The following is an 11,872-nucleotide window of genomic DNA, read 5'->3' on the forward strand; positions in this document are numbered from 1 at the left end:
AGTTCATTACTTCACATGAACATCCAGCCAGTCAACCCATCGAGTCCACATATCGAGAAGGGTCTCTTCTGCAGCCGGTCCGTGTGCTTCATGCGGATACATATACATGGCCGCCGTTTTTCCGATTCCGTTCAGCGCGTGGAACATTCTGCGCGAGTTCGTCGGCCAGGTTCCAACATTTTGGTCTTCAGCACCATGATACATCAGCAGGGCTCCATCCAGCCTGTCTGCCCAGAAGATAGGTGACATCTGCATATATCGATCCATTCCTCTCCACAGATCGCTGCGTTCCCGCTGGAATCCAAGTGGAGTAAGTGTTCGGTTGTAGTTACCGGCGCCGGCAATTCCGGCTTTGAAGAAAGAGGTATGAATCATCGCATTGGATGTACCAAATGCACCGTAACTGTGTCCGCCAATCGCCATTCGATGACGATCAACATATCCGCGAGCTTCACTGCTGTCAATTACAGCCGTACTGTTCTGAACAATACTCCATACAAAATTATCATTCGACGTGCCGCTATCACCTACTATCGGCCAATCCGGTTTCAATACCGCATACCCGGCTTTTGCCATAATATCGGCCGTCCGGGTTCCGATTCTCGGATAGCTGTTTTTGTTGTGCCGCCGTAGACTTTCATTATAATCTTCCTGATCATTATACTCGCGAGGGTAGTGCCAGATAAATCCGGGGAGGGGTTCGCCATCCCATTCAGGCGGCATAACCACTTCCATCCAGAATTCAATGCCGTCAGCTCTTGTCACTTTAAAACGATCGCGGGGTGCTTTGGCAAGAGCTTCATTATAGTCCCGGTTTTCCGTCAGCTGAGTTCGATCATTTGAATTCAGATCAACAATCCAGAAGTTCGGATACTCATCTGATGACTGACGCTCGATAATAATCTGGTCAGAATTGGATGTCAGAATCGACTCTACAGATTCGTAATAATCCTCCGAGCTTTGGAAAATTCGTTCGCTTTCCCCCGTCTCAATCTCCACACGGTCAATAAACGGGCGGGGAGCCTTTTCTTCTACATTTTCAAAGTATTCTGTTCCGGTAAGAAATACGTGAGAGCCTTCATCATTCAGCCGAACTGCCCACCGGCCTGCAGGTGATGTTTGATAAGAAAGGTTTCCGGGGTTCGCGTAAAAATCATTTGTGTCGTATCGGTAGATTCTGAACGTCTCCTCTGTATTATCAGCGTAAACGGCAAAGAGCTCTTCGTTCCCGCCTCTTCGCTGGGTAATAAACAGAATATCACTATCAGCAGAGTAAGCGACAGATCGCATTTCACGCTCCGACTCATAAATCACATTCTGATCATTCTCACCAAATGGCGGCAGCCATTGGATCACACGATCTGCAATTTTTGACTCTTCAGAGTCTTCTTCCTCTTCAGATTGATCTTCTGTCTCTTCTTCATCTTTTTCTTCGGGTTTAACCAATAAACTCAAACCTTCTCCGTCCGGACGCCACTGGATATTTCTTCGGCCATTATCCTCCATGTACTCCTCATCCGAATCGCCCTCATTCGCTTCACTTGTCCGAAGGGTGACAAGAGCCTCTCCATCCAAATCCCAGATCTCTTCCGTCCAGCCAAACCGGCTTACCGGCACGATATAGGAAAATGGTTTTTGAATGGTTTGTACGATGACATGATCGCCGGAAGGCGCAGCATCTACATTTCGAATCATAGCCGGCGAACCGATATTTCTGGCTCTGCGGTTTTGCGTGTCAATTTTCACCAGCTGTCCGGTGATGTAGTACTCAAGCAGTTCACCTTCAAACCGGTCTTCAAGTAGTGATTGATAGGTTCTGAGACTGTTATTGCCATCTGTGGTCGATCGAACAATCAACTCGGATGGGGTTTCCGGCCGAACAGGCTCACTGCCCCGACGTTCAGGAATAAGAACCGCAAAAAGAGATCGGCTGTCGGCAGCCCACTGAATGGAGTTATGCATTGTTGCCAAAAGCGGTCTTCGGGTGATCTGCCTTGAATTCCCTGAACTTAAATCCGTTACGTAGATGTGTGTGGCATCTTCCGTATGACCGAGCCAAGCAATCTTTGAAGCATCCGGTGCCCACTCCACATTACTGATAGTGATATTATTCGGAGTTCGAAGCTCTCTGATTTCACCCGTTCGGGTATCCACCAGTTCGAGTCCGGTTGTGGCTCGCTGAGTCGTAAGAGATCGACCTCGATTAGCTTTTTTATCAATCTGCAGACCGGCAATATTGTAGTACGGTTTGGCAAAACTTGAAAGCGGAGTAATTCCCGATCGCTTTCGATTCACAACAAAATTTCCATCGGGGCTAAAGTGATCAAACGAAACGTTTAAATGACTCGGTGCCAGAATTTCTTCAGAAATTTCTTCCGGTGGCGTGAGGTAGCTGTCGCTGAAATTTGGAGATTCCTGAGCTTTTCCAACCGTAACGATTAAAAAAAAGATCAGAGATGCAAAACAAAATTTCAATAAATGGTTAAAATTAATCATGTTATGGCGTTCATTATGGTTTATGTATATGGTATCAACACTCTACAAACATTCTCGAAGACAGACAATTCACATTTACATAATTTTGCCAAACTATTCTCATTTCCATTTCTTTCAAAAAAAGGGTACAATTTCAATGAGTTATGCAAGCTAATTGAGACTCAATCATGCAAAAGATTTCTGACTTCGTTTTTTCTTATCCGCCCAATTTACAGGAGCTCGATCTTGCCACAATGGTGAGCATGTATCGTGACCGGGGAGAACCACGCCGCGCTGCCCCCGGAAAATATCTGGCTTGCGCCATTACAAAAAAACTAATTAAGGAGGCAAAGTGGTGGTTTGGACTCTACTACAGCCAATCGGCATGGGATGATCTGCTCACAAAAGGCTCGAACGGATATCCATTAACGGAGGCTGAGCTGAATGCGCTTGGATTGATCGTTACTTCCGAAGAACCCCCTCATAGAGAGTACGTCGAGAAAAATATTGGCATTCTCCCAAAGCTGGCCTACCTAATTGTCAACGACATTAAACAGTTTGGGCTGATTGAGGAGGATGGCCAGGGTTTTCTGAACATTACATCGCACGGAGAGCAGGCTCTCCAGGGAATTTCTCGCCGTATCTACGGAAAGAGATTTGTCCCGGAAATGCTTCATGCATACCATCAAGATCCATCCCTCTCAAAAGATGACCGGACCGGGAGCGATCAGCCCTCACTTTTTTAATTCGGTTTCTGCCAAGAAATCAGCGTCAAAAAATCATATCTTCCATGCTGATTGCGGCAAACATTTTAGCCTTGCCATGAACAATTTTCAGCAATAACAGCACCTGAAGTAACCGGTATACGATGGATCAATATCTGCAAGAAGCAATTCGAAAGGCTCTTTTGAACATGAATCTGGATGAGGATCAGATTCCCAAAATTGTGATTGAAACCCCTCGGGACCCCTCTCACGGAGATTCTGCAACCAACATTGCCATGCAGCTCGCTAAACCGCTTCGCAATAATCCGAGAAAAATTGCAGAGCAGCTTATTGACGAGATGAACCTGGACTCAAAAAAAGTCTCTTCGGTTGAAATTGCAGGGCCCGGCTTCATCAACTTCCGATATGCCACTGATTACCTCTACGACGAGCTGGAACACATATTGAGCAGCGGGGACTATTTTGGACGTTCCGATCAAAATAGTGGCAAGCGCATTTTGGTAGAGTTTGTCAGTGCAAATCCAACCGGGCCGCTAACGGTTGGTCACGGCCGAAATGCTGTTCTGGGGGATACGGTTGCCCGGCTTTTTGAATGGACAGGTGCTGAGGTACAGCGCGAATATTACTTCAACAATGCCGGGCGGCAAATGCGCGTGCTGGGACAGAGCGTTCAGGCACGCTACCTCGAAGAACTTGGAAAAGATGCCGAGCTGCCGGAGGGCGGTTACGAGGGTGAATACATCAAAGAGATTGCTAAAACATTGGTCGAAAAGCATGGCGATTCACTTCTAAATGAGGTTGATGAGTCGATCTTTAAAGCTGAAGCAGAGTCGGCAATTTTTGATGAGATCCGTAAAACTCTGGAGCGAATGAACATTGTAATGGACTCCTTTTTCAATGAAAACACTCTCTATGAAAACGGCTCCATCGACAAAACCATCGAAGAGTTTAGAAAAAAGGGTGTAGCGTACGACAAAGACGGGGCCGTTTGGTTTAAAACCACAAAGTTTGGCAAGGATAAGGATACTGTGCTGGTAAAAAGCACCGGAGAACCCACCTATCGTCTGCCGGACATAGCCTATCACGCCAACAAACTGGATCGTGGATTTGACCTCTGCCTGGATGTATTTGGCGCCGATCACATCGACACCTATCCCGATGTGTTAAACGGCATCTCGGTGCTGGGTTACGACAAACAGAGAGTCGATGTACTGGTCTATCAGTTTGTGACACTGGTCAAAGATGGCAAACCGTTCAAAATGAGTACACGAAAAGCCAACTTCGTAACGCTTGATGAATTGATGGATGAAGTTGGAGAAGATGTTACCCGTTTCTTCTTTTTGATGCGTTCGCCCAATACCCACCTCGAGTTTGATGTGGCTCAGGCTAAAGAAGCAGGGGAGAAAAACCCGGTTTTTTATCTGCAATATGCTCACGCCCGCATTCAGTCGATTTTGAGAAAAGCGGCTGATGTTGCTGACTTTTCAGAAAATGCTGATTTATCACAGCTCGTTCATGATGCTGAAGTAGCCCTGATCAAAAAGCTGCTTGGATTTCCCGAGGCGATTGAGCTTGCTACCAAGCACCGAGAACCTCATCGCGTCATTACCTATTTGAACGAACTGGCCTCCGGCTTCACAACCTTTTATCACGATTGCAGAATCTTGACGGATGATAAAAAACTGATGCAGGCCAGAACAGAATTAGCCAGGGCAACCGCTCAGGTATTGGCAAACGGTCTTTCAATTCTGGGAATTTCCGCTCCGGATCGGATGTAATATCAGACCTGTCAGGTTTCAAAAACCTGACAGGTCTTGGTTAATTCAATTAGGTTTTAATTTCGTAAAACAAACAATCCCTTTTGTAAACTGCTCTTCAACCTTAAAGCCGGCTCTTCTGAATAGTAAATTGCTTTCATCAACAGACCAGAACTGCAGGCCTCCCCACTCAGCTGACTCCTGAAACAGCCGGCCATACCACGATCCCGCTTTGATCAGATGCATCATAAATAGTGTACCGTCACTTTTTAAAACCCGCCTGCACTCATAAAGAACTTTCAATTCGTCCGTCAGTTCATTCAGGGTGCCTCCCATACTGAGGCCATCAAACGTACCGGCAAAAAAGGGCAGATTCCGGCCATCTGCTTTCACCAGATAGAGATCAACCTGTTCAGCTTCCGCTTTTAGCCGGGCCTCCTGCAGCATCACATCAGAAAAATCAACGGCTACCTGTTCGCTTTTTGGCTCATGCTTCTTCAGCGTACGTGCATAGAGCGCCGTCGAACAGCCTACATCCAGATACCATTTCTGTGGCTGCGGGTTCATCCATTCTATCAAAAGCTCCTGCTCTTTTTCAATCGGAAACTCTTCACCTGTGAGAAGGGACAAGGATCGTTTTCTCCACAAATCTTCATAAACCGATGCAGTCAGTTTCCAGTGGTTGGTACTCTGTGCAATCGAATACTCCAGCTCATCCGGCAGCAGGTCAATCACATTGTTTGTGATTTTATACTCATCTCCCTTGGCAGATGCAATGGACCCGTTAAACGGCGTAGCAAGTTTCGATACTTTGGAAGGGATTTCGATAACCTCCCGATCGTGACGTGGTGACCGGACTTGTAGTTTCATATTGAGCAATACTGAATTTTCAGGATGAACAGTTAGCTGCACTACCCGCAACCCTTCCATAGTACGTCAGGGCGTTGTCAGAGTTGCAGCCGTGACAAATCTCTCTATTTCTGTATGATGATGGAGATCTGTGCACCTTTCTGAACACCTAACATCTCCTGTGCGTTGCCTTTGTTGATGGCAATTTCCAATGTATCTGAACTCCCGATATATGCCGCCGGCTCGCCATCCTCCACACTGTTGAAGGTGGGCACAATCTTATCCAAAATAGTATTGCCGGCATAAATTCTGAACCGTGATGAGTTCACGGACTCCCTGATCATCTCAGATGTGATATTGGTAACCAAATTTCCGTACCGGTCGATATGAATCACCCAGCCCTGAATTCCATCCCGGTCTGAAATAGGTACCGCCCAGCGATAGGTCACCAACTCTTCAACAGGTTCCCCCAGATCACTTAAAGACACACCGTTAGCCAAATGTGCCGCTACAGGAGCAAATATATCTCGTCCGTGAAAAGTGTTTGATGGTTTTTTTTTCCAGAATTTTGAATTACTGAGCCGATAGGCTTCGTACTCGTATTCATCCCCGATCAAAGAAAAGATACCGTTGTCGGGCCCTACAAAAAGCTGGTCTTGAATTTTTACTGCAACGGCATGCCGCTCTGTACCAACACCCGGATCAACTACCACCAGATGAACGGTTCCCGGAGGAAATTCCATACTGGCATTTTTTAACACCCAGGCGCCGGCCATAATATCCTGTGGCGGAATTTGGTGGGAAATATCAATAAAGCGAAGATCCGGGCTAACCTCCAGCATCACCGCCTTCATTACACTTACGTAGTGATCTTGCAGCCCAAAGTCTGTAGTAAGTGTAACAATATTCGACATGACAGCCTATGCATAGTTGTTGAGCATCACCGGCATTACAAGCATCAGCATCTCTTCACCTTCGTCCTCTTCCACCGGCTTTACAATTCCTGCACGATTTGGTGTCGAAAATTCAAATTTAGCTTCATCTCCATCTACATTAGAGAGAACATCAGCCAGATACTTAGCGTTGAACCCGATTTCCATATCATCAAAACTGTAATCGCACGCAATTGTTTCCTTCGCCTCGCTGCTCATGTCGATATCTTCGGCACGAATGGTGAGTTTGTCGGCTCCCAGTTGCAGGCGGATTTGTCGGGTTGTGGAGCTTGAAAAAACAGAGACTCGCTTAACGGTAGCCAGCATCTGATTTTTATCAACGCTTAGCTCTTTGTCATTGTCACGCGGAATCACAGACTCGTAATTTGGATACTGCTCATTGATCAGTCGGGTGATAATAATTGTGTTGCCGCTCTTGAATTGTGCGTGATCATCGGAAACCGTCAGCTCACAATCTGCGCCATCCAGAGCTTTTGATACCAGGCTCAGTGCTTTGTCCGGCACGATAAATGAGACGGGTTTATCGGATGTCAGATTTCGGTTTACGAATCGAACCAGCCGGTGCCCGTCTGTAGCCACAAACTTACTTTCAGCCTCTCCGATATCAAAATAAACCCCCATCATAGCCGGGCGAAGATCATCGGTCGAGACAGCAAACATCGTTTTGCCGATAGCGTTCTGAATCAACTCCGTCTCAGTATTCAGGGTCTGTCCCTCGTTCATATTGGGAATTTCCGGAAACTCATCGGCCTCTTCGCCCATCAGCTTATAATTTCCCTTGTCGGTTTTGAACTTCACATTGTGCGAAGCATCCACTTCAAAGAAAACCGATATATCCGGCAGCTGTCTCAATGTTTCCAGAAGACGCTTGGCGGGAATTGCCACAGCACCTTCTTCTTCAATTTCGGCATCAATATATTCAATGATGGAAATCTCCAGGTCGGTTGCCGTCAACTTCAGCCGTCCGTCTTCCGATTCGAACAGAACAGTCTCTAAAATAGGAAGTGTTGCTTTGCTTGGAACCGCACCGAAAACTGCTGAGAGTCCCTGGTTTAAATCACTGCTGGATACATTAAATTTCATAATCAGATATCAATCTATTTTAAAGGTCTGATGAGTCTCTTTTTTTTGAAAATTGCAGGCTCTTTCAAAAAGCCCATACTAACAAATCCTGCCCCTTCCTGCAACTGTAAAGTAAGGTCTTTGGCAGACAATTTCATCGGTTAAACTGCTTTAGCTACAGGATTTCTATCTGTAGAGTTCCGTGATATCCGGTATCTTACATCACCATGAAAAAACGAATCATTATTGCCGGCCCCACAGCTTCGGGCAAAAGCTCGCTGGCCATTGCACTTGCTTTAAGAAACAACTCAGAAATCATCTCTGTAGATTCACGCCAGTGCTATAAAAAAATTGATATCGGCACAGCAAAGCCAACACCTGACGAGCTCCGGCTGGTTCCACACCACAACATCTCCGAACTGGATTTGAATGAAGAGGACAGTGTTGCAAAATTCAGAGAACGTGCGCTGGCAACCGCCGATAAGATTGAATCGGGTGGAAAAAATGTGATATTTTGTGGCGGCAGCACACTTCACCTTAAGTCGCTGATTCAGCCCCTCGATGACATTCCCGCTTCGGATAAGAAAAATATTGAATCTTTAAATTTGCAGGCAGACCGGGAGGGAGTAGAAAATCTCTACAATAGATTGAAGGAAGTTGACCCCGATTATGCAGAACGAATGGATGGCATGAACCGCCAACGAATCATTCGTGCGCTCGATGTTTGGCAGCAAACAGGGAAACCGTTTAGCAGCTTTCACTCAAATAATGAGATTGAACTTCCCGAACATGTTTACTTTTTTGCACTGCATCATCCGCGCAAGATTCTGCACAAACGAATTGAAAAGCGTACCGATGAGATGATACGACGGGGATTGGCAGAAGAGACAAAATCTTTGCTTGAACAAGGATATAGCCCGGATCTCCAGGCACTTCAAACCGTTGGGTACCGGCAGGCAATTCAATTTCTAAATGGTGAAATTTCAGAACAGCAAATGATCGCCGACATAAAAACAGCAACCCGAAGATATGCCAAGCGGCAGATCACATGGCTGCGGCGGTGGCCATTTGTCGAGTGGATCAACCGCCATGAAAAATCTGAGGAAGAGTGTGTTCAATACATCCAACAACGGGTAGCAGCTAAGTCGCAGAAAGGTTAACTTATACACATTCCTAAAACCGCCAAAAACCACTTATGTACAAAGCAATAGTTAACGTTACGCTGAGAAAATCGATCCTCGATCCAAAAGGAAAAGCTACCCACCATGCGCTTCAGAATTTGGGATTGACGGACATCAATAATGTACGGATCGGCAAACTGATTGAGCTCGATATTGATGCAAGCTCTAAAGATGAAGCGCAAAAAATTGCCGATACTGCCTGCTCTCAACTTCTGGCTAATGAGGTAATGGAAGATTACACCATTCAGATCGAAAAACAGTAATACAGCTATGTTCTCAATCACAAACGTATGGATGACTCAATGTTCGGCAGACAAACCTGCCGAAACTCCCGATGCGGATGTGCTTGAGAAAACGGAAGAGGATGAATCGATCGACACTCCCTGGCGTGTCATCTTATATGATGATGATGTTCACACATTTGATGAAGTGATCAATCAATTAATTAAAGCGCTTGGGTGCAGTGTTCAACAGGCCGAAAATTACACCTTACAGGTTCATAACGAAGGAAAGGCCACTGTTTTTGAAGGCAGCTTTGAAGAGTGTCTGAAGGTCAATTCCGTTTTACAGGAAATTCAACTTATCACAGAAATTAAAGGGTAATACCGTGTCAAAAAAAATTGGAGTGATCGTTTTCCCGGGATCTAATTGCGATCACGATGCATACCACGCAATGAAACATGTAATGAACGCAGAAACCAAATTTCTGTGGCATAAAGATACCGACCTGTCAGACATCGATCTGCTGATTGTTCCCGGCGGCTTCTCCTATGGCGATTACCTCCGGTCCGGTGCCATTGCCCGCTTCTCTCCGATTATGAACTCTGTTGTGGAGTACGCTCAAAAAGGGAATCCGGTTCTCGGAATTTGTAACGGCTTCCAGATTTTACTTGAATCGAGCCTGCTGCCGGGTGCCATGCTTCATAATGAAAAGCTCCGCTTTGTTTGCAAGAATGTACATATTCGAGTTGAAAGCACCCGATCACTCTTTACCGGGGCTATGCAGAAAGGGCAGGTAATCAATATTCCCGTCTCGCACGGCGAAGGAAATTATTTTATTGACGAGGATGGACTTGCTTCACTCGAAGAGAACGATCAGATTGCGTTCCGGTATTGCGATGAAGAAGGAAATTTGACAGTTGAATCCAATTTTAACGGTTCTGTCTCCGCGATTGCAGGAGTCACCAACAAGCCGGGGAATGTACTCGGTATGATGCCGCACCCTGAAAGAGCTATGGAAAAAGTGCTCGGCTCTGATGACGGAAAACTCTTCTTCGATTCTGTTTTTGACCGATTGGAAATCGCTTAATTGATGAGCCTCAACGTCGACTTACTCAACGAGATTATTGCCGCACCCGGTGCACCGGGACATGAATCGGGTATTCGGGATACCATTGTGAAGCATGTTAAACCCCATGTGGATGAGTATCAAACCGATCGCATGGGCAATCTGATTGTTCGTTTAAAAGGAGACGGGCCAAAAGTGATGGCCTCGGCCCACATGGACGAAATCTCACTTATTTCAACCCATGTTGACAATAACGGGTTTATCCGGTTTTCTACGTTGGGCGGGTTTGATCCTGAAACGCTCATCACCCAACGGGTATTAATTCACGGAAAGGAGACAATCCCAGGAGTGATTGGATCAAAACCGATTCACATTCAAACCGAGAGTGAGAAAAAGTCCAAATCAAATCTCAAGAACCTATTTATTGATACCGGGCTACCTGCAGACAAGGTAAAAGAACTCATTCCCAACGGCACACCCATCACCAGAGACAGGGATCTTCTCAAACTCGGTGACTGTTTCTCATCAAAATCCCTTGATAACCGCATTTCTGTTTACATTCTGATTGAAGCCATTCGTCGGGCATCCAATACAAATTGTGATTTTTACGGTGTATTTACCGTTCAGGAAGAGGTTGGGATTCGCGGAGCACGGGTGGCGGCACAGTCAATTCAACCCGATATCGGGCTGAATCTTGATGTGACCCTGGCCAACGACCTGCCCGGTGTTGGCGATCATGAAGTGTGTACAAAACTGGGGGAGGGAATCGGTATTAAGATTATGGATAAGAGCGTAATCTGCACACCTTCACTTGTAAATTTTATCGAGCAATTAGCTGATGATCATAACGTTTCGTATCAGCGAGAGGTATTAACAGCAGGCGGAACCGACACCTCAGCCATGCAGTACCTGGTTGGAATTGGAAGTCATGTCACCTCAATCTCATGCCCGGTTCGCTATATCCATAGCACGGCAGAGACCTGCTCCATCAAAGATGTGGAGGCCGGTATCGAACTGACTGCACTCTGTATTGAGAATATTGGTTCATACAAATTTACAGATGAATAGAACAGATCAACATACCGACCCCATGAAGCTTCACAGCCATGATCTGGTCAAAAGTTATCGCAAGCGTGTGGTTGTGGATAATGTGTCGATCAATGTAAATCAGGGTGAAATTGTAGGGCTTCTCGGCCCGAATGGAGCCGGTAAAACAACCACCTTCAATATGTTTACCGGCATTGTCAAACCCAATTCCGGCAGTGTCTATCTCAATGAAAAAAACATTACACGCAAGCCGATGTATCAGCGGGCACGAATGGGAGTGGGGTACCTGGCACAGGAGGCGAGTGTCTTTAGAAATTTATCGGTTCGGGATAATCTGCGATCGATTCTCGAATTTCATAAATATTCTAAAAAAGAGATCAAGCAACGTGTGGATGAACTTGTAGAAGAGTTCGGCTTACAAAAAGTTGTAAACAACAAGGGCTACAGTCTCTCAGGTGGCGAACGGCGACGTACAGAAATTGCCCGTGCGTTAGTAACTGACCCAAAATTTATTCTGTTGGATGAGCCGTTTGCC

General features: G+C 46.0%; 12 protein-coding genes. 8 read left to right on the forward strand and 4 right to left on the reverse strand.

The genetic code is table 11. The annotated features are described in order from the left end of the window. Positions 1 to 6: 6 nt before the first annotated feature. Entirely contained in the window at positions 7 to 2,496 is a 2,490-nt protein-coding gene (locus BG260_RS06440) for a S9 family peptidase (RefSeq protein ID WP_069131143.1), read from the reverse strand. Positions 2,497 to 2,663: 167 nt separating this feature from the next. Between BG260_RS06440 and BG260_RS06445 the strand changes: the two genes are divergently transcribed. Beyond that, positions 2,664 to 3,221 carry a hypothetical protein gene (locus tag BG260_RS06445; RefSeq protein ID WP_069131144.1) on the forward strand — a complete coding sequence of 186 codons (558 nt, stop codon included), beginning with the start codon at positions 2,664 to 2,666 and terminating at the stop codon, positions 3,219 to 3,221. A gap of 122 nt (positions 3,222 to 3,343) precedes the next feature. Further along, a complete protein-coding gene (argS, locus tag BG260_RS06450; RefSeq protein WP_069131145.1) occupies positions 3,344 to 4,978 on the forward strand; it encodes an arginine--tRNA ligase in 1,635 nt (544 codons plus the stop codon). A gap of 45 nt (positions 4,979 to 5,023) precedes the next feature. Here the strand turns inward: argS and BG260_RS06455 are convergent, their stop codons facing one another. The 3 genes from BG260_RS06455 to dnaN all read right to left on the reverse strand — a co-directional run bounded on the left by BG260_RS06455 (position 5,024) and on the right by dnaN (position 7,842). Then, positions 5,024 to 5,827: a class I SAM-dependent methyltransferase gene (locus tag BG260_RS06455; protein ID WP_069131146.1), complete on the reverse strand. Its 804-nt coding sequence runs from the start codon at positions 5,825 to 5,827 to the stop codon at positions 5,024 to 5,026. 104 nt (positions 5,828 to 5,931) lie between these two features. Next, a complete protein-coding gene (locus BG260_RS06460) occupies positions 5,932 to 6,720 on the reverse strand; it encodes an SAM hydrolase/SAM-dependent halogenase family protein (RefSeq protein WP_069131147.1) in 789 nt (262 codons plus the stop codon). Positions 6,721 to 6,726: 6 nt separating this feature from the next. Continuing rightward, entirely contained in the window at positions 6,727 to 7,842 is a 1,116-nt protein-coding gene (gene dnaN / locus BG260_RS06465; protein WP_069131148.1) for a DNA polymerase III subunit beta, read from the reverse strand. Positions 7,843 to 8,048: 206 nt separating this feature from the next. Here dnaN and miaA point away from each other — a divergent pair, with 206 nt between their 5' ends. The 6 genes from miaA to lptB form a co-directional block, all read left to right on the forward strand. Further along, on the forward strand, positions 8,049 to 8,981 hold the full coding sequence (miaA, locus tag BG260_RS06470) for a tRNA (adenosine(37)-N6)-dimethylallyltransferase MiaA (protein ID WP_069131149.1): 933 nt from the start codon (positions 8,049 to 8,051) through the stop codon (positions 8,979 to 8,981). 35 nt (positions 8,982 to 9,016) lie between these two features. Beyond that, positions 9,017 to 9,265 (forward strand): phosphoribosylformylglycinamidine synthase subunit PurS, encoded by a 249-nt coding sequence (gene purS, locus BG260_RS06475; protein WP_069131150.1) that lies wholly within the window; start codon positions 9,017 to 9,019, stop codon positions 9,263 to 9,265. Between the two features lie 7 nt (positions 9,266 to 9,272). Beyond that, positions 9,273 to 9,605, forward strand: a complete 333-nt coding sequence (locus BG260_RS06480; protein ID WP_245683912.1) for an ATP-dependent Clp protease adaptor ClpS — start codon at positions 9,273 to 9,275, stop codon at positions 9,603 to 9,605. Between the two features lie 4 nt (positions 9,606 to 9,609). Further along, the gene (gene purQ / locus BG260_RS06485) at positions 9,610 to 10,311 is read left to right on the forward strand and encodes a phosphoribosylformylglycinamidine synthase subunit PurQ (RefSeq protein ID WP_069131152.1); all 702 of its coding nucleotides are present in this window, start codon (positions 9,610 to 9,612) and stop codon (positions 10,309 to 10,311) included. 3 nt (positions 10,312 to 10,314) lie between these two features. Then, positions 10,315 to 11,358: a M42 family metallopeptidase gene (locus tag BG260_RS06490; protein ID WP_069131153.1), complete on the forward strand. Its 1,044-nt coding sequence runs from the start codon at positions 10,315 to 10,317 to the stop codon at positions 11,356 to 11,358. 22 nt (positions 11,359 to 11,380) lie between these two features. Continuing rightward, positions 11,381 to 11,872: LPS export ABC transporter ATP-binding protein (gene lptB, locus BG260_RS06495; protein ID WP_083750141.1), on the forward strand; the 492-nt coding region annotated here is incomplete at its 3' end.

Origin of the sequence: Rhodohalobacter halophilus, from assembly GCF_001715195.1 — a bacterium.
GTDB lineage: Bacteria > Bacteroidota > Rhodothermia > Balneolales > Balneolaceae > Rhodohalobacter > Rhodohalobacter halophilus.